Annotated in this window: 17 protein-coding genes and 1 riboswitch; all 17 genes read left to right on the top strand. The window is 68.7% G+C overall.

Going from position 1 to position 18,260, the window contains the following annotated elements; genetic code table 11:
- The first annotated feature begins 9 nt into the window (after window positions 1-9).
- The gene (locus tag KI609_RS14960) at window positions 10-1,368 is read left to right on the top strand and encodes a cobyrinate a,c-diamide synthase (RefSeq protein WP_226444388.1); all 1,359 of its coding nucleotides are present in this window, start codon (window positions 10-12) and stop codon (window positions 1,366-1,368) included.
- Window positions 1,365-1,961, top strand: coding sequence for a bifunctional adenosylcobinamide kinase/adenosylcobinamide-phosphate guanylyltransferase (locus KI609_RS14955; RefSeq protein ID WP_226444387.1), 597 nt, complete (start codon window positions 1,365-1,367; stop codon window positions 1,959-1,961). The genes KI609_RS14960 and KI609_RS14955 overlap by 4 nt, the downstream gene beginning before the upstream one ends.
- Entirely contained in the window at window positions 1,958-2,992 is a 1,035-nt protein-coding gene (locus KI609_RS14950) for an ABC transporter substrate-binding protein (RefSeq protein WP_226444386.1), read from the top strand. Before KI609_RS14955 ends, KI609_RS14950 begins: the two co-directional genes overlap by 4 nt.
- Window positions 2,993-4,018, top strand: coding sequence for a FecCD family ABC transporter permease (locus KI609_RS14945; RefSeq protein WP_226444385.1), 1,026 nt, complete (start codon window positions 2,993-2,995; stop codon window positions 4,016-4,018).
- Entirely contained in the window at window positions 4,015-4,833 is an 819-nt protein-coding gene (locus KI609_RS14940) for an ABC transporter ATP-binding protein (RefSeq protein WP_226444384.1), read from the top strand. The genes KI609_RS14945 and KI609_RS14940 overlap by 4 nt, the downstream gene beginning before the upstream one ends.
- On the top strand, window positions 4,830-5,297 hold the full coding sequence (locus tag KI609_RS14935) for a hypothetical protein (protein WP_226444383.1): 468 nt from the start codon (window positions 4,830-4,832) through the stop codon (window positions 5,295-5,297). The genes KI609_RS14940 and KI609_RS14935 overlap by 4 nt, the downstream gene beginning before the upstream one ends.
- Window positions 5,294-5,680 (top strand): DUF2149 domain-containing protein, encoded by a 387-nt coding sequence (locus KI609_RS14930; RefSeq protein WP_226444382.1) that lies wholly within the window; start codon window positions 5,294-5,296, stop codon window positions 5,678-5,680. Before KI609_RS14935 ends, KI609_RS14930 begins: the two co-directional genes overlap by 4 nt.
- The gene (gene cobN, locus KI609_RS14925; RefSeq protein WP_226444381.1) at window positions 5,677-9,897 is read left to right on the top strand and encodes a cobaltochelatase subunit CobN; all 4,221 of its coding nucleotides are present in this window, start codon (window positions 5,677-5,679) and stop codon (window positions 9,895-9,897) included. Before KI609_RS14930 ends, cobN begins: the two co-directional genes overlap by 4 nt.
- Window positions 9,898-9,926: 29 nt before the next feature.
- A complete protein-coding gene (gene cobO / locus KI609_RS14920; protein ID WP_226444380.1) occupies window positions 9,927-10,496 on the top strand; it encodes a cob(I)yrinic acid a,c-diamide adenosyltransferase in 570 nt (189 codons plus the stop codon).
- Between the two features lie 113 nt (window positions 10,497-10,609).
- A complete protein-coding gene (locus KI609_RS14915) occupies window positions 10,610-11,035 on the top strand; it encodes a DUF1636 family protein (protein ID WP_226444379.1) in 426 nt (141 codons plus the stop codon).
- 131 nt (window positions 11,036-11,166) lie between these two features.
- Window positions 11,167-12,144 carry an adenosylcobinamide-phosphate synthase CbiB gene (gene cbiB, locus KI609_RS14910; RefSeq protein WP_226444378.1) on the top strand — a complete coding sequence of 326 codons (978 nt, stop codon included), beginning with the start codon at window positions 11,167-11,169 and terminating at the stop codon, window positions 12,142-12,144.
- The gene (locus KI609_RS14905; protein WP_226444377.1) at window positions 12,141-13,253 is read left to right on the top strand and encodes an aminotransferase class I/II-fold pyridoxal phosphate-dependent enzyme; all 1,113 of its coding nucleotides are present in this window, start codon (window positions 12,141-12,143) and stop codon (window positions 13,251-13,253) included. The genes cbiB and KI609_RS14905 overlap by 4 nt, the downstream gene beginning before the upstream one ends.
- A gap of 4 nt (window positions 13,254-13,257) precedes the next feature.
- Window positions 13,258-14,043 (top strand): HipA family kinase, encoded by a 786-nt coding sequence (locus KI609_RS14900; protein WP_226444376.1) that lies wholly within the window; start codon window positions 13,258-13,260, stop codon window positions 14,041-14,043.
- Complete coding sequence (locus KI609_RS14895; RefSeq protein ID WP_226444375.1) at window positions 14,030-14,422, top strand: DUF3037 domain-containing protein; 393 nt, start codon at window positions 14,030-14,032, stop codon at window positions 14,420-14,422. The genes KI609_RS14900 and KI609_RS14895 overlap by 14 nt, the downstream gene beginning before the upstream one ends.
- An 88-nt stretch (window positions 14,423-14,510) precedes the next feature.
- Window positions 14,511-15,989: a cobyric acid synthase gene (locus KI609_RS14890; RefSeq protein WP_226450440.1), complete on the top strand. Its 1,479-nt coding sequence runs from the start codon at window positions 14,511-14,513 to the stop codon at window positions 15,987-15,989.
- Between the two features lie 21 nt (window positions 15,990-16,010).
- Window positions 16,011-16,201: riboswitch (cobalamin riboswitch) on the top strand.
- Window positions 16,202-16,245: 44 nt separating this feature from the next.
- Entirely contained in the window at window positions 16,246-17,010 is a 765-nt protein-coding gene (gene bluB / locus KI609_RS14885) for a 5,6-dimethylbenzimidazole synthase (protein ID WP_226444374.1), read from the top strand.
- A 78-nt stretch (window positions 17,011-17,088) separates the two neighbouring features.
- Window positions 17,089-18,147, top strand: coding sequence for a nicotinate-nucleotide--dimethylbenzimidazole phosphoribosyltransferase (gene cobT, locus KI609_RS14880; RefSeq protein ID WP_226444373.1), 1,059 nt, complete (start codon window positions 17,089-17,091; stop codon window positions 18,145-18,147).
- Window positions 18,148-18,260: the final 113 nt, after the last annotated feature.

Here is an 18,260-nt window from a genome sequence, read left to right as displayed (position 1 = left end):
AGGGTGTCCATGACACGTTGCCCCGCGCTGCTTATCTCGGCCCCGGCCTCGGGCCAGGGCAAGACCACGGTGGTGGCCGCCCTGGCGCGCCTGCATACCCGCCAGGGGCGGCGGGTGCGCGTGTTCAAGTGTGGGCCGGATTTTCTCGACCCCCACTGGCACCAGCTCGCCAGTGGTGCGCCGGTGCACCAGCTTGACCTGTGGATGACCGGCGAGGCCGATGCGCGCGCGCGCCTGCATGCCGCGGCGCAAGAGTGCGACCTGATCCTGGTCGAGGGTGTGATGGGCCTGTTTGACGGCCAACCCAGTGCCGCCGATCTAGCGCAGCGCCTCGGCCTGCCGGTGATGGGGGTGGTGGATGCGTCTGCCATGGCCGCAACTTTTGGTGCGCTGGCGTATGGCTTGCAGCACTACCAGCCTGGGTTGCGTTGGGCCGGTGTGCTGGCCAACCGCGCTGCCAGCCCGCGCCACGCGCAGATGCTGCAGAGCAGCCTGCGCGAGCCCGGGCATTGGCTGGGCGCGCTGATGCGTGTGTCGGTGGACCCAGGCGCCAAAGCGGGTTTGTTGCCCGAACGCCACCTCGGCCTGGTCAGCGCCCAAGAGTTGCCCGACGGCCTGGCGCGGCTGGACGCCGCCGCTGATGCCTTGGCCGACACACCTCTGGGCCAGATGACGCTGGCCGACTGGCAGGCGCGCTGGTCGGTAGACTTTGCGGCGCCCGACGCCAGTGCCGCGTTGGTGCCTGCGTTGCTGCAGGGCCGCACCGTGGCCGTGGCGCACGATGCGGCTTTCAGCTTCATCTACCCCGCCAACATCGACTGCCTGGCGCAACTGGGCGCGCGGGTGGTTTTTTTCTCGCCGCTCGCAGATGCCGCGCTGCCACCGTGCGACGCGCTTTGGTTGCCCGGTGGGTATCCCGAATTGCATGCAGCGCGGCTGGCCGCCAACATATCGCTGCGTGACAGCCTGCAGGCGCATGTCGCCGCTGGCAAACCTGTGTGGGCCGAATGTGGCGGCATGGTGGCGTTGTCGGTGGGTATCACCCAGGCAGACGGGGCTTGCCAGCCGCTGTGGGGGCTGTTGCCTGGCACGGCCACGCTGCATAAGCGTTTGGCAGGCCTGGGTCCGCAGCAATTGGCCTGGCGCGGCTACACCTTGCGCGGCCACACGTTTCACTACTCCACGCTGGCCAGCGATACCGCTGCATTGGCTGAAGTGGCCCGCACCGCGCCGCCCCACGCAGCCAGCGCGCCCGGTGTGGGTGAGGCGGTGTACCGCCATGGCAGCATTCACGCCAGCTATTTTCATGCGTGGTTTGCCTCCAGCCCGGCTGCGGTGGCCGCGTTGTTCGGCGGGGCGCAGGCATGAAAGCCCCCATCACCAGCGAATTCATCCTGGGGGGACAGAAAAGCGGCAAATCGCGCCGCGCCGAGATGCTGGCGCGCGACTGGCTGGCGCAGGACGCCAGACACCGTGCGGTGTTGATTGCCACCGGCGAGGCTTGGGACGATGAAATGCGCGAGCGCATCGCCCGCCACCAGCGCGACCGCGTCGAGCGCGTGCCCGGCCTGCAGACGGTGGAAGAGCCCCGCGATGTGGCAGGCGCTGTGGCCTTGCATGGCAATGCCCACACGCTGGTGGTGGTGGACTGCCTCACGCTGTGGCTCACCGGCTGGACCATGCCCATGGGCATGGAAGCCATGGATTTGAAGCAAAAACAGGCGCTGGCGCTTGACTGGAAAGCGCAAGCAGCTATGTTTTTGGAAGCAGTTCGGCAATCCCCCGGGCCCGTTGTTCTGGTGGGCAACGAAATCGGCCTGGGGGTCATACCGATGGGCCGCCCGGTGCGTGCCTTTGTGGATGCGTTGGGGGGGCTCAACCAGCAGGTCGCGCAGGCCTGCCCACGTGTCACGCTCATGGCGGCAGGTCTACCGCTGACTTTGAAAGAACCCCGTACATGAAACCAACCCCCGTGCGCCGCATTCTCTGGGTGATTGCCATCCTGTTGCTGCTGGGTCTGCTCATGGCCGGACTGGCGCGTGCGCAGCCCGTGCACATCAAGGACGACAAGGGCCGCGAGGTCTCGCTGCCCCGCCCGCCGCAGCGCATCGTCAGCCTGCTGCCTTCGCTGACCGAAAGCGTGTGCGCGCTGGACCAGTGCCATCGCCTGGTGGGGGTGGACCGCTACTCCAACTGGCCCGAGGCCGTGGTCGGCAAGCTGCCCAAGGTGGGCGGTGGGCTGGACCCGAGCATCGAAGCCGTGGTGGCCTTGAAGCCCGACGTGGTGCTGATGTCCGTCAGCTCGCGCGCCAGTGACCGGCTCGAAGCCTTAGGGGTCCAGGTGGTGCAACTTGAGCCCAAGACCCATGCCGATGTGCGAAGGGTGCTGGGCGTGGTCAGCGACCTGCTGGGTGTCCCCCGGTCCGAGGGCTCTGACCGCCTCTGGCGCGTGATCGATGCGGGCGTGCTGGCGGCGGCGCAGTCCCTGCCGCCCAAGGCCAAGAATGTGCGCGTGTACTTCGAGGTCAGCCGCGGGCCCTATGCGGCCGGTGAGTCGTCGTTTATCGGCGAAACCCTCACCCGGCTGGGCGTGCGCAACGTGGTGCCAGCGTCGCTCGGGCCTTTTCCGCGCCTGAACCCTGAGTTCGTGGTGCGCGCCAATCCCGACATCATCATGATCGGCAACCGCAGCATGCAGGCCATGGTGCCGTACCCCGGCTGGGCCAGCATGCGTGCGATCCGTGACAACCGGCTGTGCGTGTTCGGCCCCGGCGACTCCGACGTGGTGGTGCGCCCTGGCCCGCGCATGGCCGAGGCGGCCCGCATCATGGCGAAATGCCTGGTGGAGAAAGCTCCCCCTGAGTCGCCTGCGGCGCCTTCCCCCTCAGGGGGACGCACCCAGTGGCCTGGCAAAGCCAGTTCCACGGGTGCACTGAGTAGGGCCGCGCCGGTGGCGCCAGCTGACAGCAGTGCCAGCGTCGCGGTGAACTGAATGACCACGGCCATAGATCATCACCACCAAAGCCGCCGCGCGGCATGGTGTGCCGCCTGGCTGTTGCTCGCCAGCGCGTTGCTGGCGGTGTGTGGCGCCAGCGTGGGCAGCACGGGCTTTGACAGCGTGCTGCGCATGCACGGTGACCCTGTGGCCTGGCAGATCGTGTGGGACATCCGCCTGCCGCGCACGGCGGGTGCGTGGCTGGCGGGGGCGCTGCTGGGCCTGTCGGGCGCGGTGGCGCAGGGGTTGTTTCGCAACCCGCTGGCCGATCCGTACCTGCTGGGCAGCGCCTCGGGCGCAGCGCTGGGCGGGGCGGTGGCGATGGCGCTGTTTGGCGTGTCGCCGGTGGCAGCGCAGTGGATGGCCCGCATCGGCATCACGGGCATGGCATTTCTGGGGGCGGCGGGGGCGGTGGTGCTCACGCTGATCCTGGCGCGCGGGGTGCAGCACACGCTGCGCCTGCTGCTGGCTGGCGTGATCGTGGGCGTGGTGCTGGGCGCTGTGCGCGATCTGGTGGAACTGACCTCGCCCGATATCCTGCAAGCCATGCAGGCGTTCACGCTGGGCAGTACGGCCTTTGTGGGCTGGATGGCCTGCGCGCTGATGGCGGTGGTCTGGGTGCTGTGTTCGGTGGTGGCCTGGATGCTTGCGCGTGCGCTCGACGGCCTCACGCTGGGCGAGGCCACGGCCGCCAGCCTGGGCCTGCCGCTCATGCCCATGCGCGTGGGGCTGGTGGCCGCGATGGCGCTGGCTACGGGCACGGCGGTGGCGCAGACGGGGCTCATCGCCTTTGTGGGGCTGGCGGCCCCGCACCTGGTGCGTTCCATCGTGCGCGTGACACACGAACGGCACATCGTGCTCTCCAGCCTGATGGGCGCGGTGCTGCTCATGGCGGCCGACATCCTGGCGCGCTGGCTGCTGGCGCCGCAGGAGCTGCCCGTGGGCGTGCTCACGGCGGCCCTGGGCGGCACCTATCTGCTGTGGCTCATGCACCGGCGCACCTCGCAAGGGGGTGCACTATGAAATCAATAGCTATCAGTGCAAATGGAATAAGCGCCAGCATCGGGAATCGCTCGATATTGCAGGGCATCGACCTGCAATTGCCCGCCGGGCGCTGGACCAGCATCGTCGGCCCCAACGGTGCGGGCAAGTCCACGCTTCTCAAGGTGTTGGCGGGCCTGCTGCCGCGCGCAGCCGTGCAGGGCGAGGTGTTGTTGCTGGGCCGCCCGCTCCTGCAGATCCCCGCACGCGAACGCGCCCGCCAGCTCGCCTGGCTGGGCCAGAACGAAGGCTCGGCCGACGACCTGACCAGTTATGACGTGGCCATGCTGGGCCGCCTGCCGCACCAGGCCTGGCTGGCGCCGCCAGGTGCGGCCGACCACGCAGCGGTGGAGCAGGCGCTGCGCACTACGCAGGCCTGGGACTGGCGCCACCGCCCGCTGTCGCAGCTGTCGGGCGGCGAACGCCAGCGCGTGCTGCTGGCCCGCGCTCTGGCCGTGCAGGCGCAGGTGCTGCTGATGGACGAGCCCCTGGCCAACCTCGACCCGCCGCACCAGACCGACTGGCTGCACACCATGCGTGCACTGGTCGATGCGGGGGGCACGGTGGTCAGCGTGCTGCACGAGGTGTCGCTGGCACTGCAGTCCGACGACATGGTGGTGATGGCACATGGCCACGTGCTGCACCAGGGCGCCTGCGATGCACCCGCCACGCACGCGGCGCTGGAGAGCGTGTTTGACCACCGCATCCACGTGCGGCATCTGGATGGCATGTGGATGGCGCTGCCATCGCTGCGGCGCAAGAACAACCACCAGGAATCTCAGGGAGTGCACGCATGAACATCGAATCGGGTTTTTCGCAGGTCGCGCAGTCATTGCTGTGGCCCGTGCTGGTGCTGGTGGGGCTGGCGTTTGTCTACGCGCTGTGGATGGGTGGCGCCACGCTCATGGAGGCCTGGCAGCGCTGGCGCCAGCCGCAATACCGCTCGCTGCGCGTGGAGCCTGGCTTGTCGATGGAAGAACTGGAGCTGCAACTGGTGCGCCAGGTGGAGCCCGTGCGCCTGCTCAGCCGCCTGTCGCCCATGCTGGGGCTGATCGCCACCATGATCCCGCTCGGCCCTGCGCTGCAGAGCGTGGCGGCGGGCAACGGCCAGCAGGCGCTGGCCGTGTTCAGCGGGGCCTTTGCGGGTGTGGTGCTGGCGCTGGCCGCCGCGTCGGTGGGCTTGGTGGTGTACTCGGTGCGCCGCCGCTGGCTGCTGGCCGAGCTGCTGGTGGTGCGCAAGGAGCGCGGGGTAGCGCAATGAGCTTGCGTCACCTGAACGTGCTGGCCGAGGACGACGACGACCCGATGCTGTCCGCCGTGAACCTGGTGGACGTGTTCCTGGTGCTGGTGGTGGCGCTGCTCACGGCCGTGGCCGTGCAGACCCAGACCAGCGCCAACGAGAGCGTCACCATCATCCGCAACCCCGGCCAGCCCGACATGGAAGTGGTGGTGCGCGAGCAAGGCAAGGAAGTGCGCTTCAAGGGCGCTGGCAGCGCAGCGCAAGGGCAGGGCGTGCGTGCGGGCGTGGCCTACCAGCTCGAAGACGGCAACATCGTCTACATCCCTGAAACGGGCGCTGCCCCCGCCGGTGCTTCGGCCGGTGGCGCGGGTGGCGCAGCCACGCCGGTCCCCGCCAAGCCATGACGGTGCTGATCCTGCGCGTGGCACTGCGGTGCCTGCTGCTGGCTGCGCCGCTGGCGCATGCCCTACAGGCGGACAAGGCCCAGGGCGCAGACGAGGGCGCCAACAAGGCCACGCCTGTGCTGCTGTGGCTGACCTCCGACATCACCACCGCCCCGCGCACGGCCATGGTGCAGCGCCTGGCCTCCGAGGCGGGCGTGGGCTTTGTGCACATCGACTACCCGCTGGCCGGACCAGCGGTACTGGACGAGGCCCAGGCCCAGAAGCTGGAGCGCGCACTGGCAGGTGCTGCCATGGTGTGGGTGGATGCACCGCATGCCAGCGTAGAGGCGCGCTTGCGCCGTATGGCGGGGCCGCAGCTCGATGCCCGCGCCGCGCGCGCCCCGGGCCGCGTGGTCTGGGTGCCTGCGGGCACGCCCGCTGTTGACCTGTCTGCGCTGGATGCCCCCGCCCGCATGGTGGCCTACCTGCAGGCTGGTGGCCCGCGCAACCTGCACAGCGCCATCGCCCTGGCGCGCGCCACGGTGGCGGGTGTTGCGATGCCGACCTTGCCCGCGCCCGACATCCTGCCCACCCGTGGCATCTACCACCCCGACGCGCCCCGCCTGCTTCCCAACGCCGCCGCGCTGGAGGCATGGCGCCAGGGCCAGCCCGCGCTGCGCAGCCTGCCAGCGGTGGCCGTGCTGGTGCACCGCCACCATTTTGTTGATGGCAGCACGGAATGGCTCGATGCCTGGCTGCGCACCTTCCGCGCGCAGGGCCTGTTTGCCTATGCGGCCTTTGGTCAGCAGGTCACGGCGCAGACGCTGGCCGAGGTGCTGGAGCTCCCCCCCGAAAGCGGCACCGACCCCGGTCGTCTGCATGCCTCTGCGCTGGTGCTGCACCAACTGGTGCCGCAGGCCGCTGCGTTGCAGCCGCTGTTGTTGCGCTGGGGCGCTCCGCTGCTGGCCACGCAGCCCTACCGTGCGGGCGATGTCGCTGCATGGGAGGCCAGCGACACGGGGCTGTCGCTGTCCGATGTGCCGTTCTACCTAGCGCAGCCCGAGGCGGCGGGGGCCATCGACTCGATGCTGGTGGCAGCCCATGGTGCCGAGGGGCAAGACTTTCGCCTCATCGAGCGCCAGGCCCTGGCCGTGGCCGCCAAGGCGCGGCGCCTGATTGCGCTGCAGACCCAACCTGCCGCCAACAAGCGCCTGGTGGCCATGGTCTACAACTACCCGCCGGGCGGCACCAACTTTGGCGCATCGTTCCTCAACGTGCCGCGCAGTCTGGAGCAGGTGTCGGCCGGCCTGGCCCAGGCGGGTTACCGCACCGAGCGCGTGCCCGAGCAGGGCTGGATCGATGGGCTCAAGCCGCTGCTGGCTGCCTATTACCCCGGCGCCGACGTGCGCAAACTGTTGGAGTCGGGCCAGGCCGCCGCGCTGCCGCTGGCGCGCTATGAGCAGCACCTGGCCACGTTGCCAAAGGCCGTGCGCGATCGCATGAACGCGCACTGGGGCCCACCCGAAAAGAGCCGTTACGTGGTCGATTGGCAGGGCGAAAAGGTATTCGCCATCCCGCGCCTGCAGGTGGGCCATCTGGCCGTGCTGCCCCAGCCCCCGCGCGAGGAAACCCTGCGCCTGGGCCAGAACCCCTTCATGCACAAGAGCAAGGCGCCGCTCTCGCACCACTACCTGGCGGTGTACCTGTGGGCGCAGCGGGAGGCCGATGCCCTCATCCACTTCGGCACCCACGGCACGCAGGAGTGGGCGGGCGGCAAGGCCCGCGCGCTGGATGTGCACGACGACGCGCTGCTGCCGCTGGGCGACCTGCCCGTGGTCTACCCTTACATCGTGGACAACCTGGGTGAGGCCCTCACGGCCAAGCGCCGGGGCCGCGCCGTGCTGGTGAGCCACCGCACGCCCGTGTTCGCCCCGGCGGGCTTCGAGGCGCGCATGGCCCACATGCACGAGGTGATGCACGAGTGGGAAACCGTGGACGAAGGCCCCACGCGCCGCGCGCTCGAAAAGCAGCTGGTCGCGCAGTTTGTAGAGCACCAGTTGCACCGCGACCTGGGCTGGAGCGCCGAGCGCATCGCGGCCGACTTCAGCGGCTTTCTTGAAATCCTGCACCCCTACCTGGACCAGCTCGCGCAAAGCTCGCAGCCCAAGGGCCTGGCTGTGTTCGGCCGCGTGCCCGCGCCCGAGCAGCGGCGCGAAACCATGCTGCAGGCGCTGCGCAAAGCGCTGATCGAGGCGCTGGGCGAAGACATCGACGAAGCCTTTCTCATCAAACACGACGCCGTACTGGCTGCGCGCCCCGCGCGCTGGCTGGAAGTGGCCTTGAAGGACGCCGAGGCCGCAAGCGTGCTGGACCTGCGCCCCGCGCTGCCCGACGCGCAGCCCGCGCAGGACGGCTTGGTGCGCGCCGAAGACCACGTGCCCAACCGCGCCGCGCGCAAGCCCATCGACACGCCCGCGCTGCAGCAGCTTGCCCAACGCGCGCAAGAACTGGAGCGCCTGCTGGCCACCGAAGGCGAAATGCCCGGCCTTCTGGCCGCGCTGGAAGGCCGCTACCTGCCTGCCGCCTACGGTGGCGACCCCATCCGCAACCCCGACAGCCTGCCCACGGGCCGCAACCTCACGGGGCTGGACCCGAGCCGCCTGCCCACGCGCCAGGCCTATGCCGTGGCGCAGACGCTGTTCAACGACTGGTTCAAGGACTACCAGGCGCGCCACGGCGGCCAGGCGCCAGAGCGCATGGCGCTGTCGCTGTGGGCGGGCGAAACGCTGCGCCACCAGGGCATCATGGAAGCCCAGGCGCTGGTGGCGCTGGGTATGCGCCCGGTGTGGGACGACGCGGGCCGCCCGGTGCGCGTGGAGACCATTGCCGCCGACGAGCTCAAACGCCCGCGCGTCGATGTGCTCATGAGCATCACCGGCTCGTACCGCGACCAGTTCCCCGCGCTCATGGCGCTGCTCGACCGCTCCGTGGCCCAGGCCGCCACGGCCGAGCCCGGCAATGTGATCGCACGCAACACAGCGCAGATCGACCAGGAGCTGCGCAAGCAGGGCGTGCCCCGCGCACAGGCCGAGCAGCTGGCACGCGTGCGCGCGTTCGGCAACGCGGTGGGCGACTACGGCACCGGCCTGTCCGACGCGGTGCAGAGCGACGGCCTGCAAACCAACGATGCGCGCCTGGGCCAGATGTTCCTCGAACGCATGAGCCAGCCTTATCTGGAGGGCGAACCGGTGACCGGCGTGGCGGGCGGTGTGGCGGCCCAGGCATTGGGTGCCCACCTGCGCCGCACCGATGCCGCCATCCTGTCGCGCAGCTCGCACCTGTATGCCATGGTCAGCTCGGACGACCCGTTCCAGTACCTGGGCGGCCTGTCGGCTGCAGCCCGGGTGGCCGGGCGAGCGCAGGGGCTGGAGCTGCATGTGGCCCAGCTGCAGGATGCAGGCGAGCCCACCACCGAGACCGCGCAGCGCGCCATTGCGCTGGAGATGCAGTCGCGCTACCTGCACCCGGGCTGGCTCCAGGCGCAGAAGGCCGAGGGCTATTCGGGCACGCTGCAGGTGCTCAAGGCCGTGCAGTTCGCCTGGGGCTGGCAGGCCGTCGCGCCCGACACGGTGCGCAGCGACCATTGGCAAAGCTTTTATGACGTGCTGGTGCGCGACAAGCACCAGCTGGGCCTGCCCGAGTGGCTCAAAGAGCATCCGCAGGCCTATGCCCAGTCGCTGGAGCGCCTGGTGCAGGCGCAGCGCCAGGGCTACTGGCAGGCCGATGCCGACACGCAAAAACAGCTCGCGCAGATGTACCAGGAGCTGACGCGCGCCGCGCCGCTGGCGGCCGAGCTGCCCAGCGTGCGCCGCTGGGTGGAGCGAGCGGCTCGTGGTGAGTCCGTAGAGCTGACCCCGCCTGCAGGCATGGCCATTGCCGCGCCGCAGTCGCCAGCCCTGGCAGCGCCACAGCCTGCGTCTCCCGCCGCTGACCTGCCCGCGCCGCCCGCCCAGGCAGAAGCACCACCCTCCGCGCCCGCCGTGCCTACCATGGGCGTGTTGCTGGAGCGCCAGCCCGAGCGCGAAGCCCCCGACGCCGTCAAAGAGCCCAGCCCCGTGGAGCGCATGGCGGGCATCGTGGCCCTGCTGGTCATGGCCCTGGTGGCGATGGCGGGTGCCGCGTGGCAGGCGCGCCGTCCGTCCTCGTTGTTTTCCCCGTTGCAACCGGCCGGCGTGTGATGCCCGGTCTCTCTGAAAGAACCGACACCATGCAGATCGAAACCCCGCCCACCGAAAAACGCTACGAAAAGCCCGAGGGCGAACGCCGGGGCCTTGTCATCGTCAACACCGGCGACGGCAAGGGCAAAAGCACGGCCGCCTTTGGCCTGGCGCTCCGCGCCCATGGCCGGGGCAAGGCCGTGAAGATTTTTCAGTTCATGAAAGTGCCCACGGCGCGCTTTGGCGAGCACCGCATGTTCGAGCAGATCGGCCTGCCCATCGAAGGCCTGGGCGACGGCTTCAGCTGGAAGAGCAAGGACCTGGAGCACTCGGCCCAGCTCGCGCGCGACGGCTGGGAAAAGGCGCGCGCCGCCATCCTGTCGGGCGAGTATTTTCTGGTGGTGCTCGACGAGATCACCTACCCGCTGATCTATGGCTGGCTGCCGCTCGACGGCGTGCTGCAGACCCTGCGCGAGCGTCCGAAGGAGGTGCATGTGTGCCTCACCGGCCGCCGCTGCCCGCCCGAGATCATCGAGCTGGCCGACACCGTGACCGAGATGCAGATGGTCAAGCACGCGTTCAAGGCGGGCATTCCTGCGCAGCGTGGCATTGAAGATTGATGAGCGCGTTGCCGCTGCCGCTACGGGTATCCATGGCACAGCCGCCTGCTCCTCAAGAAAGCCGGATGACCCGGACCGAGTGCGCTGTGGCGCCCAGTTATGAATCCAGCACCATGACCGAGACCCCATCCGAAATCACCCGTGAGTCCGCGATCACCGAAGTGATCGTCTGCACCACCTGTCGGCCCGCTGGTGCATCGCGTGACGAGCCCGCCGCCGGTGCCGGGCTGTTCGACGCCGTGCAGATTGCCCAGTTGCAGGACGATACGGGCGCATTCGACCGCGTGCGTGCGCGCGGCGTGGCGTGCCTGAACAGCTGCTCGCGGGCTTGCAGCGTGGCGTTTCAGGCGCCGGGCAAACATACCTACCTCTTTGGCGATCTGGTGCCGGATGCCGAGACCGCCCAGCAGGTGCTGGTATGCGCCGCCCTGCACGCCAGCGCCGTGGATGGAACACTGGTTCGCAACGATCGCCCGGCGCAGTTGCGCAGTGGAATCCTTGCCAAGCTGCCGCCCTTCCTGCAGGCGCTCGCCGCGTAGGTGGTGGTCAGGCCCGTGGTGCTGTTTACACTCGCCAGGATGGTTTTCAACCCCCTCTCCCAGAACCCCTGCCGCATGTGGGTTCCCCTGGCATCCAACCACCTCAGCGTGCACGCCCCATGGGCGGTTTGATGGCGTGGCTCGTTCCCGACGTGGGCTGGCACAGCCTGCGCGTGCTGCTGTGGGTGCCTGCGCTGGCCTTGTTGCTTGACTGGTGGCTGGGCGAGCCTCCCGCTGTCTGGCACCCCGTGGTGTGGATGGGCAAGGCGTTGCAGCGTGCGGGCGACTGGCTGGCGCCCACCGCGCCGGTGGCCCAGGATTGGAAGTGTTTTTGGCTCGCTGCGCTTGTGTGGTGTGCGCTAGCAGCTATTGTTTTGATAGTGTCTGCGTTCTTGCAGCACTCGGTATTGGCGTTGCACGACCTGCTCGCGGCGGCGGTGTTGGCGGTGCTGCTCAAGCCCCTGCTGGCCTGGCGCATGCTGCGTGGCGAGGTGCAAGCGGTCGAAGTGGCGCTGGGCCAGTCGCTGGCCGATGGCCGCACGCGCCTGTCGTGGCTGGTGAGCCGTGACGTGAGCACACTGAGCGCCCAGCAAGTGCGCGAGTCGGCAATCGAGTCGCTGGCCGAGAACCTCAGCGATTCAGTGGTGGCCCCACTGTTCTGGTTTGCCCTGCTGGGCTTGCCTGGCGCCGCGCTGTACCGGTTTGCAAACACCGCCGACGCCATGTGGGGTTACCCCGGCATGCGCGGCGGGCGCTATTGGCAGTGGGCGGGCAAATGGGCGGCGCGGGCTGACGATGTGCTGTCGTGGGCCCCCGCGCGCATCACGGGGCTGCTGGTGGCTGCGGGCATACGCGGCCTCACATGGCGGCGGCTGGCGCGTCATGCCTGCAAGACACCGTCGCCCAACAGCGGCTGGCCCATGGCGGCCATGGCTTTGGCGCTCGGTGTGCGCCTGAGCAAGCCAGGGGTCTATGCACTCAATGGCCGGGCGCGCCAGCCCGGGCCGATGGATACGCGGCGTGCCATGCGGCGGGGTGACGGCGTGGTGTTGGCCTTGGTGCCGCTGGTCGCGGCGATTCAGTTGCTGGTGGTGATGGCGTGGGCATGAGCGCTGCCGCATTTTCTGGCGCAAAGAGCGGCGGCCAGGCTCCGGGCCTCTGCGCAGCGCCCCATGGCGGGCCTGATGCAGAGGGCGTCCCCCTGCACGACTTTTCAACCAACAGCAATGCCTGCGGTCCGTGCCCGCAGGCGCTGCACGCCGTGCAGGTGGCCGATGCCACGCGCTACCCAGACCCTGCCTATACCGACCTGCGCGCGGCATTGGGCGCCTTCCATGGCGTGGCGGCGCACCGCATCGTGATGGCAGGCAGCGCCAGCGAATTCATTCACCGCATCACGGCGCTGGCGGCGCGGCGCGGGGGGGGCACCGTCGCCTTGCCTGCGCACAGCTATGGCGACTATGAGCACGCCGCGCAGGCCTGGGGCCTGCCGGTTGCTCGAGGCATCCCGGGCGCTGAAGAGCGCCCCCTGGCCCGCCTGCATTGGGCTTGCGAGCCCTCCAGCCCACTCGGGCTGCCAGACCCGGCGCTGCAGCACTGGCGCGCGCAGGATGACCGGCCCCACGCCGCGACGACTGGCCGCGATGAAGAGGTGCTGCGCGTGCTGGACTGTGCCTACGTGCCGCTGCGCCTTGACGGCTTTCGCACCGAGGTGCCACACACCGCCTGGCAGCTGTGGACACCCAACAAGGCGTTGGGTCTGACCGGCATCCGTGCTGCCTATGCGATTGCGCCAGCACAGGTATCAATGGACCTTGTTCACGCGCTGCAGAGCCTGGCGCCGTCGTGGCCTTTGGGCGCGCATGGCGTGGCGCTGCTGACGGCCTGGGTGCAGCCGCCGGTGCAGCAGTGGCTGCAGGCCAGCCTGCTGACGCTGCGCGGCTGGAAGATCATGCAACAGGCGCTGTGCCAAGCGCTGGGGTGGTATGAAGTGCCCGGCAGTCTGGCCAATTATTTTGTGGCGCGGGTGTCGCCTGTTGCGGCGCCAGCGCTGGCGTCGGCACTACAAGCTGTGCGAGCGCAAGGTATCAAGCTGCGTGATGGTGCATCGTTCGGGCTTCCTGGCCATGTGCGGCTGGGGGTGCTGGCGCCTGCATCGCAACAAGCGCTGCAGCAGGCGTGGCAACGCGCCATTCAACCGATGGAACAAAGGACCTGAACCCATGCGCACCATCACCGTCAGCCGTTACGTCACGCCGCTGCGTGAAGGGGGCTCCATGCCCGCAGTGGTCGAAGGGGACGACCTGGGTGTGTATGTGCTCAAGTTCCGGGGCGCGGGGCAGGGGGTGCGCGCCTTGCTGGCCGAGATCATCGCGGGTGGCATCGCTCGAGCCCTGGGTCTGCCGGTGCCGGAGATCGTGCTCGCCCAGCTCGACCCCGCCTTGGCGCAGACCGAGCCCGATCCGGAGATTCAGGACCTGATCCGCGCCAGCGCTGGCCTCAACGTGGGGCTCGACTACCTTTCAGGCGCACTCACGTTCGACCCCGCAGTGGACGAGGTCTCGGCTGACTTCGCCTCGCGTCTGGTGTGGTTCGATGCCCTGGTAGCCAATGTGGACCGCAGCGCGCGCAACACCAACCTGCTGATGTGGCACCGCAAGCCCTGGCTCATTGACCACGGTGCAGCGCTGACGTTTCACCATGCGTGGAACGGCGCGGTGGCAGACCCTGCCAAGCCTTTTCCATCCATCGCCGACCACGTGCTGCTGCCGCGGGCCAGGGCCCTGGCAGACGTCGATGCCGAACTTGCCGCGAAGCTATCCCCCGAGGTGCTTGCACAAATCCTGTCCGATGTGCCCGATGAGTTTCTGGCAGGGGCTGGCGCCGAGCACCCACAAGGGCCGCTGGCGGCGCCCCACACCCATCGCCAGGCGTACGTTGATCATTTCTGTGCGCGCCTGGCCGGGCGCGAGGCCTGGGTGAAAGGAGCGATCAATGCGCGCGGCTGATGTGTATGACTACGCCATCGTGCGGGTGGTGCCGCGTGTGGAGCGCGAAGAATTCATCAACGCTGGGGTGATCCTGTCGTGCCAGCGCACGGGATTTTTGCAGGCCGCGATGGCGCTGGACGTGCCGCGCCTGCTGGCGCTGGACCCGGCCGCCGACGTGGACACCGTGCACCGGCACTTGCAGGCCATCGTGGCCATCTGTGCGGGTGAGCCCGGGTGTGGGCCCATCGCGCAGTTGCCTTATCGGTCGCGTTTTCACTGGCTCACGGCGCGGCGCAGTTCCATCATCCAGACATCGCCGCTGCACACCGGGCGCTGCACTGACGCTGCCGCCGCACTTGAGCACATCATGGACCGCATGGTGCGGCCCTTGCGATAGCCACGTCGCCCCCGCCTGGTTTTTCCCCATGACTATGTATTCCAACGCGCCTTCCCGTTCCAGTTCACCCGCTCTGGCCCGTTGCGTGATGGTGCTGGGCACCACCAGCGGCGCTGGCAAAAGCTGGCTCACCACCGCGCTGTGCCGCTACTACAGCAACCAGGGCCTCAAGGTCGCGCCATTCAAGGCGCAGAACATGAGCAACAACGCGCGTGTGGTGCCGGGCCCCGCTGGCAATGGCGCGCAAGCAGGGGCCTTTGGCACCTGGGGCGAGATCGGCAGTGCCCAGTATTTCCAGGCCCTCGCAGCCCGCGCCGAGCCCGAGGTGCGTATGAACCCGCTGTTGCTCAAACCCGAGGCCGACACGCACAGCCAGGTCGTGTTGATGGGCCAGGTGAGCGCAGAACTGACCGCCATGCCCTGGCGCGGCCGCAGCGAAAAGGTGTGGCCGCAGATCGCCGCCGCGCTGGATGCGCTGCGCGTCGAGAACGATGTGGTGGTGATCGAAGGCGCGGGCTCGCCCGCCGAGATCAACCTGCACGCCAGCGACATCGTGAACATGCGGGTGGCCCGCCATGCCGATGCGCGTTGCCTGCTGGTGACCGACATCGACCGGGGCGGAGCGTTTGCCCACCTGTACGGCACCTGGGCGCTGCTGCCCGAGGACGAACGCGCGCTGATCCATGGATTTGTGCTGAACAAGTTTCGGGGAGACGCAGCGCTGCTCGCGCCCGCCCCACAGATGCTGCAGGAACTGACCGGCGTGCCCACCGTGGCCACCATCCCCATGCAGTGGCACCACGGCCTGCCCGAGGAGGATGGCGTGTTCGACGATCGCAGCACCACCGCAGGTGCCGTGCACACCACCGTGGCCGTGGTGGCCTACCCGCGCATCAGCAATCTCGACGAATTCCAGCCGCTCAAGAACGTGCCCGGCCTGCGCCTGCAATGGGTGCGCAGCCCGGCCGATGTGGCGGGCCTGCGGCCGACGGACTGGATCGTGCTGCCCGGATCGAAAGCCACGGCGGCCGACCTGGCCTGGCTGCGCGCTCAGGGGCTGGACCAATCCATCGCCGCGCACGCGGGCCGGGGTGGCACCGTGCTCGGCGTGTGCGGCGGCCTGCAGATGCTGGGCGAGGCGCTGATCGACCCCGAGGGCATCGACGGCAACGGCCCCGGCCTGGGCCTGCTGCCGCTGGTCACCGTGTTCGAGCCCGCCAAAACCGTGCGGCGCACCAGTGCGGCCTTCGGGCCGCTCGTGGGCGCCTGGGCGCCGCTCTCGGGCGTGGCTGCCTGCGGCTACGAAATCCACCACGGCCAGACCGCCCAGCACCCGGCCATGGCCGCCAAGGGCGACGTGGCGCGCGAGGTCATCCCCGGCATCGCGTGGCAGAACCCGGTGGGTAACGTGCTGGGCGTGTATCTGCACGGCCTGTTTGAAGACCCAGTCGTGTTGACAGCCCTGTTTGGCGCCCAGGCGCCCACGCTGGAGACGGTGTTCGACGGCCTGGCCGACGGCGTGGCTCGGCACTTCGCACCGGGCGTGCTGGATGCGCTGATCGCGTAAGAAATACGCAGCCTGCGGCTGCTATCATCGCGCCCCTCAGGTGCCCGATGCGATGAAGCAAAGGGAGAATCGGGAAGGCGGTGCAAACCCGCCGCGTGCCCAACGCTGTAAGGATGATGCCTCGCGCAAATGCCACTAGCTGCCAAGCCGGGAAGGTGTGTGAAGGCAGACGACTCCAAGCCAGAAGACCGGCCTGAATATCCAACGCGCTGCAAGGCCAGGCAGCGCGCTACCTATTCACGCACAGGGGACTGCAATGAATACCGCACCGGCGCAAGCCACGCAAAGCGTTCACGCCTTCACGCAAGAGGCCCGCGACGCCATTTACCACACCATCTTTTCACGCCGCGATGTGCGCGGGCAGTTTTTGCCCACACCCGTGCCCGATGAGGTGCTGAGTCGCATCCTGACGGCCGCGCACTACGCACCCTCGGTGGGCTTCATGCAGCCCTGGAACTTTCTGGTGGTGCAGTTGCAGGAGACCAAGCGCCGGGTGCACGGCGCCTTCGCCAAGGCACATGCCGAGGCCGCCGACATGTTTGAGGGTGACAAGCGTGCGGTGTACCAAAAGCTCAAGCTCGAAGGCCTCGTCGAGGCGCCCATCGGCATCTGCATCACCTGCGACCGCGAGCGCACCGGCCCGGTGGTGGTGGGGCGCACCCACATGAAAACCATGGACCTGTACAGCAGCGTTTGCGCCGTGCAGAACCTGTGGCTGGCCGCGCGCGCCGAAGGGCTGGGCGTGGGCTGGGTCAGCATCTTCCACCAAGCCGACCTGCAGGAGGCGCTGGGCATTCCCAAGGGCATTACGCCCATCGCCTACCTGTGCGTGGGCTATGTCAGCCACTTCCACGACAAGCCCGAGCTGGAAACCGCAGGCTGGCTGCCGCGCCTGCCCATGGAAGATCTCGTGTACTTCGACCAATGGGGCCAGCGCGACGACGAGCAGCCGCTCATCGCTCATTTGCAGCGTGACCAGGCGGCGGCGCAGCGCACCCGCCAGACCCTCGCCACGGCATAAGTCCGTCGCGGAACCACGATCCCACGCGCAGGCCCGTCTGCGGGCTGCGCTGAATCCTTGCTGAAAGTTGAACACGCCATGACCGCCCACCTTCCCCTGATTGCCGACCTCGCCGACCCACAGCTCACCCAGGCCCTGCAGCACAAGCTGAACAACAAAACCAAACCACTGGGCTCGCTCGGGCGCCTGGAAAACCTCGCGCTCACGCTGGGGCAGATCCAGGGCACAGAATCGCCCCGGCTGGAGCAGCCCCAGATGGTCGTCTTCGCAGGTGACCACGGCCTGGCAGCGCGTGGCGTCTCGGCCTTCCCGAGCGACGTGACCTGGCAGATGGTGGAGAACTTTCTGGCTGGCGGCGCTGCCGTGAGCGTGCTCGCGCGCCAGCATGGCCTGGGCCTCACGGTGGTGGACTGCGGTGTGGCCAAGCCCATCGCTGCGCGCGACGCCGCGCCCGGCCAGCCGCGCCTGTTGCTGCGCAAGGTGGCGCCCGGCACGCAGGATGCATCCGTAGGCCCTGCGATGAGCGCGGAGCAATGTGCCCAGGCGCTGGCCAACGGTGTGGAGGTGGTACGCGGGCTGCCGGGCAACGCCTTGCTGCTGGGCGAGATGGGGATTGCCAACACCTCGGTGGCATCGTTGTTGCTGGCGCGACTGGCAGGGCTGCCACTGGCCGAGGTGACGGGCGCGGGCACAGGCCTGGATGCCGCTGGCATCGAACGCAAGCGCGCCGTGCTGCAGCAGGCGCTGGATGTGAACGCCGAAGCCACGAGTCCCCTCGACGCGCTGGCCGCCCTGGGCGGCTACGAGGTGGCCACCCTGGTGGGCGCAGTGCTACAGGCCGCGGCCGAGCGGCGCGTGATTGTGGTGGACGGCTTCATCACCAGCGCGGCCGTGCTGGTGGCCAGCCGCCTGCAGCCCGCCGTTTTGCAGCGCTGTGTATTTGCCCACCGCTCTGGCGAACGCGGCCACAGCCTCATGCTGGCGCAGATGCAGGCCGAACCGCTGCTGGACCTGGGGTTGCGCCTGGGCGAAGGCTCTGGCGCGGCCCTGGCCTGGCCGCTGCTGCAGTCGACCTGCGCCGTGTTGCGGGAGATGGCGAGTTTTGAGGCTGCGGGGGTGGCTACGCAGTCGGTTTGAAGCCTTTTTTGCCTCTAGCGCCCGCGTAACAAGCGCGGAAAGCTATCAAAAGAGGAGCTTCATGGGGCATTCATCACCCCCGCACAACCGCCTGCATCTGACGCGCGCCCTTG

It is taken from the genome of Acidovorax radicis (assembly GCF_020510705.1).
GTDB classification, from domain to species: Bacteria; Pseudomonadota; Gammaproteobacteria; order Burkholderiales; family Burkholderiaceae_C; genus Acidovorax; species Acidovorax radicis_A.
The sequence above is the reverse complement of the archived record's forward strand: the minus strand, read 5'-3'. Positions and strand labels throughout refer to the sequence as shown.

Excerpts from the sequence above, each read along its gene's own strand:
- KI609_RS14960 (WP_226444388.1), top strand. The coding sequence starts at position 10 with ATGACACGTTGCCCCGCGCTGCTTATCTCGGCCCCGGCCTCGGGCCAG.
- KI609_RS14955 (WP_226444387.1), top strand. The coding sequence starts at position 1,365 with ATGAAAGCCCCCATCACCAGCGAATTCATCCTGGGGGGACAGAAAAGC.
- KI609_RS14950 (WP_226444386.1), top strand. The coding sequence starts at position 1,958 with ATGAAACCAACCCCCGTGCGCCGCATTCTCTGGGTGATTGCCATCCTG.
- KI609_RS14945 (WP_226444385.1), top strand. The coding sequence starts at position 2,993 with ATGACCACGGCCATAGATCATCACCACCAAAGCCGCCGCGCGGCATGG.
- KI609_RS14940 (WP_226444384.1), top strand. The coding sequence starts at position 4,015 with ATGAAATCAATAGCTATCAGTGCAAATGGAATAAGCGCCAGCATCGGG.
- KI609_RS14935 (WP_226444383.1), top strand. The coding sequence starts at position 4,830 with ATGAACATCGAATCGGGTTTTTCGCAGGTCGCGCAGTCATTGCTGTGG.
- KI609_RS14930 (WP_226444382.1), top strand. The coding sequence starts at position 5,294 with ATGAGCTTGCGTCACCTGAACGTGCTGGCCGAGGACGACGACGACCCG.
- cobN (WP_226444381.1), top strand. The coding sequence starts at position 5,677 with ATGACGGTGCTGATCCTGCGCGTGGCACTGCGGTGCCTGCTGCTGGCT.
- cobO (WP_226444380.1), top strand. The coding sequence starts at position 9,927 with ATGCAGATCGAAACCCCGCCCACCGAAAAACGCTACGAAAAGCCCGAG.
- KI609_RS14915 (WP_226444379.1), top strand. The coding sequence starts at position 10,610 with ATGACCGAGACCCCATCCGAAATCACCCGTGAGTCCGCGATCACCGAA.
- cbiB (WP_226444378.1), top strand. The coding sequence starts at position 11,167 with ATGGCGTGGCTCGTTCCCGACGTGGGCTGGCACAGCCTGCGCGTGCTG.
- KI609_RS14905 (WP_226444377.1), top strand. The coding sequence starts at position 12,141 with ATGAGCGCTGCCGCATTTTCTGGCGCAAAGAGCGGCGGCCAGGCTCCG.
- KI609_RS14900 (WP_226444376.1), top strand. The coding sequence starts at position 13,258 with ATGCGCACCATCACCGTCAGCCGTTACGTCACGCCGCTGCGTGAAGGG.
- KI609_RS14895 (WP_226444375.1), top strand. The coding sequence starts at position 14,030 with ATGCGCGCGGCTGATGTGTATGACTACGCCATCGTGCGGGTGGTGCCG.
- KI609_RS14890 (WP_226450440.1), top strand. The coding sequence starts at position 14,511 with ATGGTGCTGGGCACCACCAGCGGCGCTGGCAAAAGCTGGCTCACCACC.
- bluB (WP_226444374.1), top strand. The coding sequence starts at position 16,246 with ATGAATACCGCACCGGCGCAAGCCACGCAAAGCGTTCACGCCTTCACG.
- cobT (WP_226444373.1), top strand. The coding sequence starts at position 17,089 with ATGACCGCCCACCTTCCCCTGATTGCCGACCTCGCCGACCCACAGCTC.